The sequence below is a fragment of the Pseudomonas fluorescens genome, from assembly GCF_040448305.1.
Lineage (GTDB): Bacteria > Pseudomonadota > Gammaproteobacteria > Pseudomonadales > Pseudomonadaceae > Aquipseudomonas > Aquipseudomonas fluorescens_BH.
On record NZ_CP148752.1, the window covers coordinates 5,361,424 to 5,377,269 of the forward strand.

Consider the following 15,846-nt stretch of genomic DNA (forward strand, 5'->3'; position numbering starts at 1 on the left):
AGCAGGCTCGCTCCTACTGGGATTGATGCAGGACATGTCGAGGGATTTAAGGGTGGATTAAGTTACACAGGCTAACCTGATCTCACTTGAACGGATCACCCAAGGAAAGAAGCCCATGAAGACCCTGACTGCTTTGTTGACCGCTGCAACCCTGACCCTCAGCGCCGGCCTGGCCCAGGCCGATGTGCGGGTCGATCAGATCCCGCAACTGGTCAAGGACGGCAAGATCAAGCCACTGGAAGACCTGAACAAGATCGCCCTGGATCTGCACCCGGGTGCAACGATTACCAAGACCGAGCTGGACAACCACTTCAACGGTTACGAGTACGAAGTCGAACTGCGTGACGCCAAGAACGTCGAGTGGGATGTGGACATCGATGCCTCCAACGGCAAGGTCCTGGAAAACAAACAGGACACGTAATCGCGAAACAGACAAAAGCCGCACGATGGGAACATCGTGCGGCTTTTGCGTTTTCGGGATTCAAGCGCTCAGGCGCGCCGTCACCTCGTTCAACCGCCCCGACAAACCGTGCAGGTTGGTGCTGGCCGCTTCAGTGCGCTGCACGTTGTCCAGGTTGGTGCTGGCGATGCTGGTGATCTCGGTGAGGTTGCGCGAGATGTCTTCGGCCACCGAGGTCTGTTCTTCGGCGGCAGTGGCGATCTGACGGTTCATGTCGCGGATGGCTTCCACGGCCAGGGTGATGCGTTCGAGCATGGCGCCGGCCTCCGTCACTTGCTGCACGCTTTGTTCGCTGCGTGACTGACCGCTTTCAATCGCCTGGGCCGCTTCGATTGCACCGGTCTGCACGGTCTGGATGATCTGGTTGATCTCGATGATCGACGCCGCCGTGCGCTGGGCCAGGCTGCGCACTTCATCGGCCACCACCGCAAATCCGCGCCCGGCTTCACCGGCACGGGCCGCCTCGATGGCCGCGTTGAGCGCCAGCAGGTTGGTCTGTTCGGCGATGCCGCGAATCACTTCCAGGACCTTGCCAATGCGCCCGCTGTCGGTTTCCAGTTGGCGGATGACCGTGGCGGTGTTGGCAATTTCACCGCGCATCTGGGTGATCGTATGGATGGTGCCCTGCATGACTTTTTCGCCCTGCTGGGCGGACTGGTCGGCATCGTCGGCGGCCCGCGCCGCTTCGGCGGCATGACGGGCGACTTCCTGAGCCGTAGCGGACATTTCGTTCATCGCCGTGGCCACCTGATCGGTGCGGTTGAACTGCTCGTTGGTACCGCCGGCCATCACGGTGGCAATCGAATTCAACTCACCGCTGGCGCTGTCCAGGTCCGACGCGCTGCGCTGCAAACGGCTGAAGGTTTCGGCGAGAAAATCACGCAGGGTGTTGGCGGCCATCGCCAGTTTGCCCAACTCGTCCTGACGGGTGCTGGCCACGCGCTCGGCAATACGCCCCTGGCTGAGTTGCGCCACGTATTCGATCAGTTTGCGGATCGGCTCGACCAGGTTGCGGTTGACCAGCCACAGGCTCAGCAGGCCGATCAGCAACCCCGAAACCAACATCACAATGATCCCCAGCATCACCGTGCGATCGGCAGCGGCGCTGATCAGTGTCGATTGCTCGGCGCCCTGCTTGCGCAACTCGCTGACCAGCTCACTCATCTGATCGCTGGCGGTGCGGTCCACGCCCTTGACCGCCGCGTCGCCCGCCGCAGGATCACCACCGGCAGCCACGAACGCGTCCCGGCCCTTCTGATAGGCCGCGCCCAACTGGCGATGCTCGTCACGCAAGCGCTCGATGCGGCTCTTGAGTTGCGGCTCGATGCCCTTCTGCGCGGCCAGCTCGCCAAGGATGTTTTGCACATCGCGCTGACGGTCTTCGAATTGCCCCCAGTACTTGCTCAGGTCCGCCGGTTGCTTGCCGCGCAACAGGACGTTTTTCCACTCCTGCACCTGCACCTTGAATTGCAGGTTGGCTTCATCGATCAATTGCGAGGTGTGCAGCGGGCCTTCGATCAGATTGGCGTAGTTCTGCACGCCGCTGGACAGGAAGTGAAAGCACGCCAGGGCGATCAACAGCATCGCCAGCAGGCTGCCGCTCAGCAGGGCGAGAATTTGTGCTCTCAGGGACTTTTGCAAAAGCATCGGATGGTACTCATGACAGGAATGAGGCACGCCCCGGTAAGGCGTGAAAAGTGTCCGGACATCCCTGTCTGCGGTCCCGGCCTAGGCCTGCGGCGCGCAACTCAACCCAAGCGTGATCGGCTAGCCAGAGCGATTCTTGAGAATATCCCGACCGCCGGTAGAGCAATCGTTTGCGTTATTTTCCCGTCACCAAAACGTCATCCCCGCTTGCGATGATGCCGCTCAAGTGAACCTGTAAAACACGTGACAGGCGCCTCCCCTTGCGAGTCCTCATGAACCACAGCATCGATCACAGTCATCGCGACACGGATCTGTTCGGCCTGCTTTACGGTTTCAGTTTTCGCCCCGGTGAGGCCGGTCGGGAAATCAATTCCGCCGAGGCCTTGCAGTACCTGCAACAACCGGAAAGCGACGAGCAATTTCTCTGGCTGCACCTGAACCTCGCCCACGCCGCGTGCGAACGCTGGATGAAAAGTCATCTGGAGTTGCCCGAGGAATTTTTCGAGGCGCTGCACGAAGGCTCGCGCTCGACGCGCATCGAACATGTCGACTCCGCGTTGCTGGCGGTGGTCAACGATGTAGTGTTCAACCTCAGCAACATGGTCTCGTCGGATGTCTCGACCCTGTGGGTGTGCGCCCGCAGCCAATTGATCATCAGCGCACGCCTGCAACCGCTGCACTCGGTGGACAAATTACGCTCGTCGGTGAAGGCCCGGGAGTGCTTTCGCTCCCCGCTGGAGTTGCTGGTGCATCTGCTGCGCGACCAGGGTGAAGTGCTGACCCAGATCGTGCGCAAGACCAGCCAGAGCGTGGATCAGATCGAAGACGAATTGCTGTCCTCGCGGCTGTCGACCAACCGCGCTGAACTGGGCGCCAATCGCCGGGTGCTGGTGCGCTTGCAACGGCTGCTGGCGCTGGAACCGGGCTCGTTGCTGCGCCTGCTCAACCGGCCGCCGCAATGGCTGCAAAAGGAAGACGTGAAGGAGTTGCGCAAATCCACCGAGGAGTTTGCGCTGATCATTAACGACCTCACGGCGCTGGGTGAGCGGATCAAGCTGTTGCAGGAAGAGATCGCCGCCAACATCAACGAGCAGACCAACCGCACGCTGTTCACCCTGACAGTGGTGACGGTGCTGGCGCTGCCGATCAACATCATCGCCGGTTTCTTCGGCATGAACGTCGGCGGCATTCCGCTGGCCGAGGATCCGGAGGGTTTCTGGGTGCTGGTGGCGCTGGTCGCGACCTTTACCGTGATTGCCGGGCGCTGGGCGTTTCGTAAGCAGCAGGATTATTGACCGCAGCTGGAATCTTGTGGGAGCGGGCTTGCCCGCTCCCACAGGAGTGCAAATCCCAGGGTCGCAGCCTGGGTTCGAAGCACATCATCCCGGCGGGTTTTCCCGTCGGGATTTTTTTCGTCCAGCGGCACGGCATTTGCTCGCATGCTCAAAGGCTTGCGCTTTATTGACGCACCACACGTCCGCCAGCCCTTCAGTTTGTCAGCCTGTTGCCGACTCTTATGAGAGCCAAAGTATTCCTGGGTGAGAACCGTGAACTTATTCATCAATCAGTTGCACAAGCACGCTGATTTCAGAAGTGCGATCTACGCTGGCGACATCTTCCTCAACACCGAACTGAAAGCGGCAAAGGAACTCTGTGCCTTTGCTCAGGAAAGCATCACCGCCGCCTTCGATGGCGAGACCAACCACCAGGCGCTGCACACGCTGATGCCGGTGGAAGAGTTCGTGGTGCTGGTGACCCGCCTCAAGGGCCAGTTCACCAACAGCCTGCGTGCCAAGGAGCTGATCCGCAGCTTCACCGACGAAATCGGTGCCGCTCCCGAGGCGTTCATTTTCGACGTACCGCGCATCCGTGTCGTGCCCAACTACGACTACCTGCACGCCGGCGTCAGTTATGCCTACAAGCCCCATCGCGATACCTGGTATGGCGGTGTCGACTGCCAGATCAATACCTGGATGCCGGTCTACACGATCCAGCCTGAGCAGACCATGATGATCAACCCGGCCTACTTCGACGTCCCGGTGAAAAACACCTCGGCGCAGTGGAGCCTGTCCGACTGGATCGGCGTGCAACGCCAGCGCGCCAAGGACAACGTCAAGGAAGAGGCGCGCCAGCACCCGGTACCCACCGAAGCGATCAACAACGCCTCTGAACTGCGCATTGCCGGCAACACCGCCGAGATGCTGGTGTTCTCGGGTTCGCACCTGCACGGCACCGTGCCCAATTACACGCAACACACCCGCTTCAGTGTGGACTTTCGCCTGATGCACCTCGACGACCTCAAGCAGCAGCGCGGCGCGATCAACGTCGACAGCGCCTGCCCGGATGTCGGCGCCGGTTTCAAAGACTACTTCCACGTCCACGACTTTTCGAATTTCCGAGGAATCCCGCAATGACCAAGCGTCGCATCACGCCCGCCGAGGCCCAGTACAACGAAACCCGTACCAATGTCCTGAAACGGGTCGATGCCGAATACGTGGCTGACGCGCCGTTCGTCTTCGCCAACCGCATTGGCGTGACCGCCGCGTTGTCGCGCATGGAGCTGTTCAAGAAGGTCGCCGAAGTGCCGGGCGCGATCATTGAGTGCGGCGTGTACAAGGGCAACTCGTTGATGCTTTACATGCACTTGTCGATGATTCTCGAGCCGTATGCGATCAACCGCTCGATCGTGGGTTTCGACACCTTCGAAGGCTTCCAGAGCATCGACAAGAAAGAAGACCCGGCCGACGTCAACGAGACCATGTTCGCCGACACCGACCAGTCGCTGATCCAGGACATGATCGACGCCAACGACCTGTTGCGCCCGGTCAACCGCATTCCGCGCTGCGAGCTGGTCAAGGGCGACATCGTCAAGACCGTACCGGAGTGGGTCAAGACCCGTCCAGACCTGGTCGTGGCCATGCTGATCCTCGACACCGACCTGTACGAGTCGACCAAAGTCGCGCTGGAAACCTTCCTGCCGTACATGCCCAAAGGCGCAATCGTGGTGCTCGACGAAGTCGCCTACCGCAACTTCCCGGGCGAAACCAAAGCCCTGCGTGAAGTGCTCGACCTGAACAAGATCGAACTCAAGCGCCTGCCGTTCGATTCGTGCGTGGGTTACTTCCACGTCTGATCCAAAGCCTTGGAAACTGGCGCAAAACCTGTAGGAGCGAGCCTGCTCGCGATAGCGGTCTGACATTCAGCATTGATGTTGACTGACACGCCGCCATCGCGAGCAGGCTCACTCCTACAAGGGCCGGTCTCAGACCTCTGACCCGCCCCCTCGCCACAAAAACACGACTCAGCAAACCTCACGAGTCATCACCATCCGCTCCCGAACCACGTCATACATCCAGTGGTAGACGTAGGTGTACGGCAGGAAGAACAGCAACACGCCGATATCCAGCAGGAACGCCTGCCACAGGCTGACATTCAGCCACCAGGCGATCAGCGGTACGCCGAGGGCGACCAGTCCGCCTTCGAACAACAGCGCATGCACCACGCGGACCCAGGCGTTGTGGGCGATGGCGAAGCGCTTGAGCAGCCGATCGAACATACCGTTAAAGACCACGTTCCAGGCCAGGGCCAGGCCGGCGATGAGGACGGTGACCATGCCCATTTCCAGCATCGGTTTCTTCATGATCCAGGCCAGCAACGGGGTACAGATCAGGATGGCCAGCAGTTCGAAGCCGATGGCTTGGAAAATACGTTCAGTAATGGATTTGTTGGCGCTCATGGCCGAACTCCCTTGAGTGACTGTGGTTGCCATGATCCGTCACCACGTCGATACTTCATAACCAATAACCATCGATCAAGGCGATAGTTCATGGCCTCTCACGAAGTGTTGCTGGCGTTTGTCGAAGCCGCGACCCAAGGCTCGTTTTCCGCCGCGGCACGCAAGTTGGGCCGCAGTCAGTCGACCATCAGCGCGGCGGTGGCCAGCCTGGAAATCGACCTGAACCTGACGCTGTTCGACCGCAGCAGCCGCAAGCCCGGGCTGACCCCGGCCGGGCACGTCATGCTGCAACGGGCCGAAGACATCCTGGCTGCCACCAGTCGCCTGGAAATAGCCGCCAGTCAACTGTCCCAAGGGGTGGAAGCGAAGCTGACGGTGGCGCTGTCCGATACCTATCAGTCGGACCGCTTCGAAGCCGCCCTGAGTGCCTTCGAGCAGCGTTACCCGGACCTGGAGCTCGAATGCCTGATCGCCGAATGCGATGACCTGATGTCGCTGGTGCAAAGCGGCCGGGCGCAGATTGCCTTCGCCGAAATGCAGGACAGCTACCCACCGGACCTGGTCAGCTCGACAGTGGACGAGCGCACGGAAATCGCCTTGTTCGTGTCCCGGGCACACCCGTTGGCGACGCTGGACTGCGTCGATCGGGACGTACTGCAGCAACACCGCGAACTGCGCTTGGCCACCATCATCAATCCCTATGAAAGTCGGGCGAAGGGCCGCGTCTGGTCGGCGCCGAGTTATCTGATGCTGCTGGAAATGGCCCAGGGCGGATTCGGCTGGGCGCCGTTGCCCCGCTGGCTGGTCGAGCGGTTCGGGCCCGGCACGTTGCAGGAACTGGTGGTGCGCGGCTGGCCGAAAACGGTGTCGGTGGATGCGGTGTGGTCGCGGTTGAATCCGCCGGGGCCGGCGGGGAGCTGGTTGTTGGGCAAGATGCTGGAATAGCGGCGCGGCCATTCGCGAGCAGGCTCGCTCCCACAGGTGACCGAAGTGTTCAGGCGAATGAGGTCTGAATGTGGGAGCGAGCCTGCTCGCGAAGAGGCCAGCAAGGACACTTCAATCCAACGCCTTGAGCCGCTCTTCGATAAACCGCCGCTCCGGCTCTTGCCGGGTCAACGCCAGCGCCCGTTCCCACGCCGCCCGCGCCTCTTGCTTGCGACCCAGTTGCCGACAGAACTCCGCCCGCGCCGAATGTGCCAGGTGGTAGTCGAGCAGTTCTCCCCGCTCCAGAATGGCGTCGACCAACGTCAGCCCCGCCAGCGGTCCATCCCGTTGCGAAATAGCCGCTGCACGATTCAACTCGATCACCGGTGACGGCACAGCCCGCAGCAGGACGTCATACAGCCCGACAATCTGCGGCCAATCGGTTTCCCCCGCCGTCGGGGCTTCGGCGTGCACCGCCGCGATCGCCGCTTGCAGGCAATAGGGTCCGAAACGTCCCATAGTCAGCGCCCGCTCGACCAGCGTGCAACCTTCGCTGATCAACCCGGCGTCCCACAGCGAACGGTCCTGCTCATCCAGCACGATCAACTCGCCACTCGCCGAGGTCCTGGCCGGGCGGCGCGACTCGTGCAGCAGCATCAATGCCAGCAAGCCCATTACCTCTGGCTCCGGCAGCAGTTCCACCAGCAACCGGCCGAGGCGGATCGCTTCGCGGGTCAAATCCTCACGTATCAGTTCGGCCCCGATGGACGCCGAGTAGCCCTCGTTGAACACCAGGTAAATCACCCGCAATACGCTGTCCAGGCGCTCGGGCAACTCAGCGAGCGTCGGCACTTGATAAGGGATTTTCGCATCGCGGATCTTCGCCTTGGCGCGCACGATGCGCTGCGCGATGGTGGCCGGGGCCGAGAGAAAGGCCCGGGCGATTTCTTCCGTGGTCAGGTCGCAGACCTCCCGCAGCGTCAGCGGCACTTGTGCGTCCGCCGCCAGGGCCGGGTGGCAGCAAGTGAAGATCAGCCGCAAGCGATCGTCTTCCACGTCTTCATCACTCCAGTCGGCCTGTTCCAGCGCCTCCAGTTGCGCGATCAGCAAAGGCCGCGACGCGGCAAAACGTGCGCGACGGCGCAAGGCATCGATGGCCTTGAAGCGCCCGGTGGACACCAGCCAGGCCCGCGGATTGTCCGGCACGCCATCACGCTGCCAGCGTTCGACCGCGATGAAAAACGCCTCGTGCAAGGCCTCTTCGGCGAGGTCGAAATCCCCCAGCAAGCGAATCAGGGTCGCAAGAATGCGCCGCGACTCTTCGCGATAGACCCGCTCGACCTGCGCCTGAACCGGCAGCCCTGGCATCTTAAGGATTCAACTGCCGAACGGGGCGCACTTCGACACTGCCGACCCGGGCCGCCGGAATGTCCCCGGCGACCTGGATGGCTTCGTTGAGGTCCTTGGCATCGATCAGGTAGAAGCCGGCCAACTGCTCCTTGGTTTCAGCGAACGGGCCGTCGGTGATAGATATCTTGCCGTTGCGCATGCGCACAGTGGTGGCAGTCTGCACCGACTCCAATGCTTCGGCGGCGACCATCCGGCCGCTGCCCTGGATCGACTCGGCATAGGCCATGCACTCTTCGTCCTTCGGGCTTTCCGGCAGCGAATGCAGCAGGCGCTCATCGCTGTAGACCAGGCATAAATACTTCATCACGCTCTCCTTATCGAACGATCAACTATGGCCGCTGATTGGCATTCTGGCTCGGCTTCCCGACGATCAGGGTTTGAGATCGAACAGCGTCGCGCCGCTGGTCATGTCGAACGGTGCCGACCAATGTTCGTGGACGATCTGCCACAGCCCGGCTTCTTGCCGATAGCAGGCGGTGACGCGCATCCAGCAGGACTGGGTTTCGCCCTTGTCGTTGGTGCCACCGCAATGGGCCAGCCAGTGAGCGAACGCAATTTCCTGGGACGGCTCGATGGTGATTTCGTGGAATTCGAAGATGTGAGGGCCGGGGCACATTTCCATGCAGGCCTGCCAATGCGCGCGATACGCCGGCTTACCTTTGAATTGCAGGGCCTTGACCGCGTCGAAGGAGACGATGTCATCGGCATAAAGAGCCATGACTTTTTCAATGTCCTTGGCCATGACCGCCTGACGATAGTTCTCGATGAGGTTCTGGATTTGGGTTTGCGAGTTCATGGTGGTTCTCCGTGGTTTTTATAGTGAAGACACCCTTAGTCGTCCGGCGATCCGGCAAATCGACAGACGAAATAAAAATAAACCATAAAGCCAAACTCGCTAGAATCCGAGGTTCATTTCCGTTGGAAAAAGGACACTCCAGTGACAGCCCGACTCGTGCCTTATGAAAGCCTGAATGCGCTGCAGCGCCAACAGGTCGAGGCCATTGAAGTACATTCGCAACAGATCAGATTCTCGGGTGACATCCACGGCGCCTTGCACACGTTGTTGTCCAAGCCCGGACCCGGCGTCAAGGGATTTGCCCTGCTGGCCGAGGATGTGCCTGTCGCGTTCCTGCTGCTCAAGCGCCCGCCGGTGTTGCCGGCCTGGGCCGATGAACACAGCGCCACCCTGCATGCGCTACAGGTCGATCAGCACGCCCAGGGCAAGGGCTACGGCAAGGCCTGCCTGCAAGCGCTGCCCGAAGCGGCGCGCCTGGCCTGGCCGGAAATCAGGGGGCTGGAGTTGTCGGTGGATGCCGACAACGAAGCCGCCATCGCCCTGTATGCCAGGTTTGGCTTTGTCGACAGCGGCGAGGCGTACAAGGGCCGGATCGGTTATGAGCGGCGGATGGGGTTGGTGTTCTAAACACGGACCAACAATCGACACAAAACCACTGTAGGAGCGAGCCTGCTCGCGAAAGCGGACTATCAGCCGAAATCTCTGTTGAATGTTGTACCGCAATCGCGAGCAGGCTCGCTCCCACAGGGGATCTCCAACAGTCTTACAGCTTCAAAATCATCTCATGCCACGCCATGCCGCCATGGTCGGACGCCGAAGGCTTGATATAGGCAAAGCCGAAACCGGCATACAACGGAATATGCCGCTCCTTGCACATCAGGTTGATGCTGGCTTTGTTCATTACGCGCATGCGCTCGATGAACTCGCCCATCAGGCGCTTGGCCAGGCCTTGCCCCTGATAATCCGGGTGCACCACCACCGACATGATCACCACGTGCGGCCCGGCCGGGTCGTGTCCGATCAGTTCCTTGAACGCCTCGTCCGACATTTCCACCTGAAACGCCGCACCGGAATTGATGAAACCGGCAACAACTCCATCCACTTCCGCAACGATAAAACCCTCGGGCCAGGTGGCGATGCGGGTGGCGATCTTCTCGCGGGTCGCGGCTTCGTCACCTTCATAGGCAAGGGTTTCGATGGCAAAGCAGCGGTCCAGATCGGCGGGGGTGACGTTGCGGATGGCGGTGTTCATGGCAGCTCGGAATCAGCGTGGGAAAGGCTGGGGATGATAAATCAGCCGCCGTGGGACATCGAGAGACGAATCGGCTGATCCGTCTCTCGATACACGTGTCACGCCTTGATCGGCAGCCAGATTTCCAGTTTGCCGGTGTTGAGCTTGGGGTTGAAGTCTTCGCTGTAGCGTTCGAACTCCGGGGCGTCCAGCGCCTGGTGTCCGGACTGTGGCAGCCAGGTGTCGAAGATGTAGCGAAAGGTCTGCGACAAGGTATCCAGCGCCCCCTTGTGCTCGAACACCGCGTAATACTGCGGCTGCACTTCAACCCAGCGGTAGGTTTCCGGCAAGTCGTCGAGTTTGCTGATCTCGACCCCTGCGATGTAATCGAAGCCGCCCTTGCCGTCGAAATTGCAGCAGACGCCGTAAGTGACTTCGCCTTTTTGACCCGGAATTTGGCCCAGATGCGGGTTGAACTTCTCCCAGAGTTCGGGAATACCTTGAACGGTTTGCTGGGTAAATGTTCCGCCCAGTCCTGCAATCAGCAGGAAGTGCCCGTGTTCGAAGCGTGGTTGCGTCAGTTCGACGCGTGCTAACTCATCCATGACTCGACTCCTGACGCATAAAAATGGGTTCGGCTGGGAGTATAGAAGCCAAACCCGATTCGCCCAATTACAGTGCGTGCAATTGCTCGACGGCAGCGACGCCAACGAATTCGTTGTAACCCGATAGGATCACGTAGACCGCGAAATAGCAGAAGATCGCTGCCGATGCCATATAGGAATAACGCAGCAATTTGTCACCTAGCAACTTGCCGCCATGGCTCGCGGCGAAGCACAAGCCTGCCGACCAGAGCAACCCGGCACAGAGGAAGCCGCCGAGAAACAGTGCCGAACTGAGCGGGCCACCGCCACCGGAGCGGGCGATCAGGGTGCCGCCCACTGCCGCGAACCAGAGAATCGCACTGGGCGAAGACATGGCGAGAAAGATCCCGCGCAAGAACTCCTTGCGGTGGGAGTTGTTCCCGACCTCCGCCGTTTCGGCCAGCAGCGCCTCGTGGTGAATCGCCGAATAGATCATCTTCGCCGCGAAGTACACCAGCAGCGCCGAGCCACCGATCCACAACACCCAGCGCACGCTTTCGTACTGCAGCAACACGGTCATGCCGGCCAGCGCCAGTACCGCGTAGATCAGGTCGCCGACACAGGTCCCGAGGCCCAGGGCAAAGCCCTGGAAATAGCCGCGTTGCATGGCCAGGGTGATCATCGCGATATTGGCCACGCCGATATCCAGGCACAGCGAGAGGCTCAGCAAGAAGCCGCTGGTAAATTCCATCGAACCCTATCCTTCGGACAAATTTGTTTACATTGAGGCTGGACAGTCTGCCACAGCAGCCCTTACATTCCGCCACAGGTCACCGCTGACCTGCGTCGCTCGGACGGTTCCGGGCGCTTACGTTATCCGAGGCAACAATGGCCGAACAAGGTTCGCCGCGCCGCTTTGCGCGCATAGATCGACTCCCCCCTTACGTTTTCAACATCACCGCCGAGCTGAAGATGGCCGCCCGTCGTCGTGGCGAAGACATCATCGACTTGAGCATGGGCAACCCCGACGGCGCCACGCCGCCGCACATCGTCGAAAAACTTGTGCAGGTCGCTCAGCGTGAAGACACCCACGGCTACTCCACCTCCAAGGGCATTCCACGCCTGCGCCGGGCGATTTCCAACTGGTACAAGGACCGCTACGCGGTCGACATCGACCCGGAAAGCGAAGCCATTGTCACCATCGGCTCCAAGGAAGGCCTGGCGCACTTGATGCTGGCGACCCTGGATCAGGGCGACACCGTACTGGTGCCGAACCCGAGCTACCCGATTCACATCTACGGCGCGGTGATTGCCGGCGCCCAGGTGCGCTCGGTGCCGCTGGTGCCGGGCGTGGATTTCTTCGCTGAACTGGAGCGGGCGATTCGCGGCTCGATCCCCAAGCCGAAGATGATGATCCTCGGTTTCCCGTCCAACCCCACCGCCCAGTGTGTGGAGCTGGATTTCTTCGAGCGCGTCATTGCCCTCGCCAAGCAGTACGACGTGCTGGTGGTGCACGACCTGGCCTACGCCGACATCGTCTACGACGGCTGGAAAGCCCCGTCGATCATGCAGGTACCGGGGGCCAAGGACATTGCGGTGGAGTTTTTCACCCTGTCCAAGAGCTACAACATGGCCGGCTGGCGCATTGGCTTCATGGTCGGCAACCCGGAACTGGTCAACGCCCTGGCACGGATCAAGAGCTACCACGACTACGGCACCTTCACCCCGCTGCAAGTGGCGGCCATCGCTGCGCTTGAAGGCGACCAGCAATGCGTGCGCGACATCGCCGAGCAGTATCGGCAGCGACGCAACGTGCTGGTCAAGGGCCTGCATGAACTGGGCTGGATGGTGGAAAACCCGAAAGCCTCGATGTACGTCTGGGCCAAGATTCCCGAGGCTTATGCGCACCTGGGCTCGCTGGAGTTCGCCAAGAAGCTGCTGGCCGAAGCCAAGGTGTGTGTCTCGCCGGGCGTCGGGTTTGGCGAGTATGGCGATGATCACGTGCGCTTCGCCCTGATCGAAAACCAGGACCGGATTCGTCAGGCCGTGCGCGGGATTCGCGGGATGTTCCGCGCGGATGGGTTAGTCAACAAATCCAACGCCTGACCCATATCCCCCGTGGGAGCGGGCTTGCTCGCGAATGCGGTGTATCAGTCAATAGAGATGTTGAATGTACCGACCTCTTCGCGAGCAAGCCCGCTCCCACATTTGTTCTATGTTCAGCCCTGAATTCGATCACCCACAAAAAAACCGCATCGCTGCGGTTTTTTTGTGCCTGACGAATCGCTTAGACGAACAGCGACAACAACAGGATAAAGCCCAGGCCAACCACGGAGAGGATGGTTTCCATCGCGGTCCAGGTCTTGAAGGTTTCGGCCACGGTCATGTTGTAGTATTGCTTGACCAGCCAGAAACCGGCGTCGTTGACGTGAGACAGGATCAACGAACCTCGATCCCGAAGCCGAAGCCGAAGATGATGATCCTCGGTTTCCCATCCAACCCCACCGCCCAGTGTGTGGGGCTGGATTTCTTCGAGCGTGTCATTGCCCTCGCCAAGCAGTACGACGTGCTGGTGGTGGATGGTGGAAAACCCGAAAGCCTCGATGTACGTCTGGGCGAAGATTCCCGAGGTCTACGCGCACCTGGGCTCGCTGGAGTTCGCCAAGAAACTGCTGGCCGAGGCCAAGGTGTGTGTCTCGCCGGGCGTCGGGTTTGGCGAATACGGCGATGATCACGTGCGCTTTGCCCTGATCGAAAACCAGGACCGGATTCGTCAGGCCGTACGCGGGATTCGCGGGATGTTCCGCGCGGATGGGTTAGTCAACAAATCCAACGCCTGCCCCATATCCCCTGTGGGAGCGGGCTTGCTCGCGAATGCGGTGTATCAGTCAATAGAGATGTTGAATGTACCGACCTCTTCGCGAGCAAGCCCGCTCCCACATTTGTTCTATGTTCAGCCCTGAATTCGATCACCCACAAAAAAACCGCATCGCTGCGGTTTTTTTGTGCCTGCCGAATCGCTTAGACGAACAGCGACAACAACAGGATAAAGCCCAGGCCAACCACGGAGAGGATGGTTTCCATCGCGGTCCAGGTCTTGAAGGTTTCGGCCACGGTCATGTTGAAGTACTGCTTGACCAGCCAGAAACCGGCGTCGTTGACGTGGGACAGAATCAGGGAACCTGCACCGGTGGCCAGCACCAGCAACTCACGGTTAACCCCCGGAATCATCCCCACCACCGGCACCACGATGCCGGCGCCAGTGATGGTCGCCACGGTCGCCGAACCGGTCGCGATACGGATCACCGCCGCCACCAGCCAGGCCAGCAGGATCGGCGAGATCTGTGCAGCCACCGCCATGTTGCCGATCACGTTACCCACACCGCTGGTCACCAGCATCTGCTTGAAGCCGCCACCGGCACCGATGATCAGGATGATCGCAGCGGTCGGCGCAAGGCTCGCGTCCAGCCACTTGAGCATCTGTTGCGACCCGATGCCCTGCTTGTAGCCGAAGGTGTACAGCGACAGCAGCAACGCCAGCAGCAGCGCCGAGATCGGGTGACCGATCAAGTCCATGAAGGTGCGGAAGAAGTTGCCGTCCGGCAGCGCCACATCGGCAAAGGTCTTGAGCAACATCAGGAACACGGGCGACAGCACAGTGATCAGGGTAATGCCGAAGCTAGGCAGATCGCCTGCATCCTCATCGCGCACCAGTTGATCCACCAGTTCCTGATTCGGATGACCAGGAATGTGCTTGGCAATGAACGTACCGAAGATCGGGCCGGCAATAATGGCCGTTGGCAGCGCAACGATCAGGCCGTACAGAATGGTTTTACCGATGTCGGCACCGAACACGCCGATCGCCAGCAACGGGCCCGGGTGCGGCGGCACCAGGCCGTGCACGGCGGACAGACCGGCCAGCAGCGGGATACCGATCTTGATGATCGACACGCCGGTGCGGCGGGCCACGATGAACACCAGCGGGATCAGCAGCACGAAACCGATTTCGAAGAACAGCGGAATGCCGACCAGGAACGCGGCGAACATCATCGCCCACTGCACCTTGTCCTTGCCGAAGGCGCGGATCAACGTCTGCGCAATCTGATCCGCACCGCCTGATTCGGCCATCATTTTGCCGAGCATCGTGCCCAGCGCCAGGATGATACCGACAAAACCAAGCACGCCACCGAAGCCGTCCTGGAACGCCTTGATGATGGTGCCGATCGGCATGCCGGAGGTGAGCCCGAGGAAGGCTGCGGCGATGATCAGGGCGATGAAGGGGTGAAATTTGAACTTGGTGATCAGGACGATAAGCCCGATCACCGTGACCACTGCATCGAGCAGCAGGAACGTCTCGTGGGACATGCCAAACATTAGGGGTGTCTCCTGGTTGTTGTTGTTATTTAAAGCGGGTTAGTCAGAAGCCGTGAGGACAGCGCTGTCTTTGCAAACACAGTCATACCGCCTGCTTCAGGCCGTTCGCCTGCCACCAGACATGAGCCTGCGCCGCCAGTTGCTCGACGCTATGGGTCGAAGCATCCAGCGCCAGGGTCAACGGCTCGCCGACGGGCGATTCGAGGGTGGCGAACTGGCTGTCGATCAAGGTCGACGGCATGAAGTGGCCTGGCCGATGGGACACACGGTCGGCGGCGACTTCGGGGGTCAACTCAAGGAACACGAAGCCCAGGCCCGGCAAGGCACTGCGCAGACGCTCGCGATAGATGTGCTTGAGCGCCGAACAGGTCAGCACCGGGCGCTGGCCCATGGCGTCGATACGGCGCAGTTCATCGCACAGGCTGTCGAGCCAGCCGGCACGGTCTTCATCGTTCAGGGGAATACCCGCGCTCATCTTTTCGATATTGGCGGCAGGGTGAAAAGAGTCGCCTTCAATGGCCGTGGCGCCGCTCAAATGGCACAGGGCCTCGCTGACGCACGTCTTGCCGCAACCGGCAACGCCCATGATGACCAGGGCGGTGATGGGATGATTCATGTAACACCTCAGCGCGCAGACAGCGCTACCTTTGCCAGTTATGACACTAGATCAAAAGCAGATGTTGC

General features: G+C 60.4%; 17 protein-coding genes and 2 pseudogenes. 8 read left to right on the forward strand and 11 right to left on the reverse strand.

Annotation, left to right across the window (positions count from 1 at the left end; translation table 11 throughout):
- Window positions 1-115 precede the first annotated feature (115 nt).
- Entirely contained in the window at window positions 116-421 is a 306-nt protein-coding gene (locus WHX55_RS24325) for a PepSY domain-containing protein (RefSeq protein ID WP_150756302.1), read from the forward strand.
- A 60-nt stretch (window positions 422-481) separates the two neighbouring features.
- On the opposite strand, the gene WHX55_RS24330 is transcribed toward WHX55_RS24325, so the two are convergent.
- Window positions 482-2,107 (reverse strand): methyl-accepting chemotaxis protein, encoded by a 1,626-nt coding sequence (locus WHX55_RS24330; RefSeq protein WP_150757872.1) that lies wholly within the window; start codon window positions 2,105-2,107, stop codon window positions 482-484.
- A gap of 272 nt (window positions 2,108-2,379) precedes the next feature.
- Between WHX55_RS24330 and WHX55_RS24335 the strand changes: the two genes are divergently transcribed.
- The 3 genes from WHX55_RS24335 (at window position 2,380) to WHX55_RS24345 (ending at window position 5,240) form a co-directional block, all read left to right on the forward strand.
- The gene (locus tag WHX55_RS24335) at window positions 2,380-3,402 is read left to right on the forward strand and encodes a transporter (RefSeq protein WP_150726646.1); all 1,023 of its coding nucleotides are present in this window, start codon (window positions 2,380-2,382) and stop codon (window positions 3,400-3,402) included.
- A gap of 252 nt (window positions 3,403-3,654) precedes the next feature.
- Complete coding sequence (locus WHX55_RS24340) at window positions 3,655-4,521, forward strand: hypothetical protein (RefSeq protein ID WP_353741480.1); 867 nt, start codon at window positions 3,655-3,657, stop codon at window positions 4,519-4,521.
- Window positions 4,518-5,240 carry a TylF/MycF/NovP-related O-methyltransferase gene (locus WHX55_RS24345; protein WP_056725897.1) on the forward strand — a complete coding sequence of 241 codons (723 nt, stop codon included), beginning with the start codon at window positions 4,518-4,520 and terminating at the stop codon, window positions 5,238-5,240. Before WHX55_RS24340 ends, WHX55_RS24345 begins: the two co-directional genes overlap by 4 nt.
- Window positions 5,241-5,408: 168 nt before the next feature.
- On the opposite strand, the gene WHX55_RS24350 is transcribed toward WHX55_RS24345, so the two are convergent.
- Window positions 5,409-5,843 carry a multidrug/biocide efflux PACE transporter gene (locus tag WHX55_RS24350; protein ID WP_353741481.1) on the reverse strand — a complete coding sequence of 145 codons (435 nt, stop codon included), beginning with the start codon at window positions 5,841-5,843 and terminating at the stop codon, window positions 5,409-5,411.
- A 90-nt stretch (window positions 5,844-5,933) separates the two neighbouring features.
- On the opposite strand from WHX55_RS24350, the gene WHX55_RS24355 reads away from it, so the two are divergent.
- Window positions 5,934-6,788, forward strand: a complete 855-nt coding sequence (locus tag WHX55_RS24355) for a LysR family transcriptional regulator (RefSeq protein ID WP_353741482.1) — start codon at window positions 5,934-5,936, stop codon at window positions 6,786-6,788.
- Window positions 6,789-6,899: 111 nt separating this feature from the next.
- On the opposite strand, the gene WHX55_RS24360 is transcribed toward WHX55_RS24355, so the two are convergent.
- The 3 genes from WHX55_RS24360 to WHX55_RS24370 form a co-directional block, all read right to left on the reverse strand.
- A complete protein-coding gene (locus tag WHX55_RS24360; RefSeq protein WP_150756296.1) occupies window positions 6,900-8,135 on the reverse strand; it encodes an RNA polymerase sigma factor in 1,236 nt (411 codons plus the stop codon).
- A gap of 1 nt (window position 8,136) precedes the next feature.
- Window positions 8,137-8,481, reverse strand: coding sequence for a YciI family protein (locus tag WHX55_RS24365; RefSeq protein ID WP_150756295.1), 345 nt, complete (start codon window positions 8,479-8,481; stop codon window positions 8,137-8,139).
- A 66-nt stretch (window positions 8,482-8,547) separates the two neighbouring features.
- Window positions 8,548-8,973: a nuclear transport factor 2 family protein gene (locus tag WHX55_RS24370; RefSeq protein WP_111279936.1), complete on the reverse strand. Its 426-nt coding sequence runs from the start codon at window positions 8,971-8,973 to the stop codon at window positions 8,548-8,550.
- Window positions 8,974-9,114: 141 nt separating this feature from the next.
- Between WHX55_RS24370 and WHX55_RS24375 the strand changes: the two genes are divergently transcribed.
- Window positions 9,115-9,600 carry a GNAT family N-acetyltransferase gene (locus WHX55_RS24375; protein ID WP_353741483.1) on the forward strand — a complete coding sequence of 162 codons (486 nt, stop codon included), beginning with the start codon at window positions 9,115-9,117 and terminating at the stop codon, window positions 9,598-9,600.
- Between the two features lie 136 nt (window positions 9,601-9,736).
- Here the strand turns inward: WHX55_RS24375 and WHX55_RS24380 are convergent, their stop codons facing one another.
- The 3 genes from WHX55_RS24380 to WHX55_RS24390 all read right to left on the reverse strand — a co-directional run bounded on the left by WHX55_RS24380 (window position 9,737) and on the right by WHX55_RS24390 (window position 11,539).
- Complete coding sequence (locus WHX55_RS24380) at window positions 9,737-10,225, reverse strand: N-acetyltransferase (protein WP_150757877.1); 489 nt, start codon at window positions 10,223-10,225, stop codon at window positions 9,737-9,739.
- A 98-nt stretch (window positions 10,226-10,323) separates the two neighbouring features.
- Window positions 10,324-10,809 (reverse strand): GyrI-like domain-containing protein, encoded by a 486-nt coding sequence (locus WHX55_RS24385; RefSeq protein ID WP_150756291.1) that lies wholly within the window; start codon window positions 10,807-10,809, stop codon window positions 10,324-10,326.
- A 67-nt stretch (window positions 10,810-10,876) separates the two neighbouring features.
- Window positions 10,877-11,539, reverse strand: a complete 663-nt coding sequence (locus tag WHX55_RS24390; protein ID WP_150726656.1) for a LysE family translocator — start codon at window positions 11,537-11,539, stop codon at window positions 10,877-10,879.
- A gap of 137 nt (window positions 11,540-11,676) precedes the next feature.
- On the opposite strand from WHX55_RS24390, the gene alaC reads away from it, so the two are divergent.
- Entirely contained in the window at window positions 11,677-12,894 is a 1,218-nt protein-coding gene (gene alaC, locus WHX55_RS24395) for an alanine transaminase (protein WP_046042278.1), read from the forward strand.
- 181 nt (window positions 12,895-13,075) lie between these two features.
- Here alaC and WHX55_RS24400 read toward each other — a convergent pair.
- A pseudogene (locus WHX55_RS24400) lies at window positions 13,076-13,237 on the reverse strand (permease DsdX); the annotation flags it as partial.
- Between WHX55_RS24400 and WHX55_RS24405 the strand changes: the two are divergent.
- A pseudogene (locus tag WHX55_RS24405) lies at window positions 13,238-13,613 on the forward strand (hypothetical protein); the annotation flags it as partial. It abuts the pseudogene before it with no gap.
- Between the two features lie 196 nt (window positions 13,614-13,809).
- On the opposite strand, the gene WHX55_RS24410 reads toward WHX55_RS24405, so the two are convergent.
- Window positions 13,810-15,162 (reverse strand): GntP family permease, encoded by a 1,353-nt coding sequence (locus WHX55_RS24410; protein ID WP_150726658.1) that lies wholly within the window; start codon window positions 15,160-15,162, stop codon window positions 13,810-13,812.
- 82 nt (window positions 15,163-15,244) lie between these two features.
- Window positions 15,245-15,778 (reverse strand): gluconokinase, encoded by a 534-nt coding sequence (locus WHX55_RS24415; RefSeq protein WP_150756289.1) that lies wholly within the window; start codon window positions 15,776-15,778, stop codon window positions 15,245-15,247.
- Window positions 15,779-15,846 lie beyond the last annotated feature (68 nt).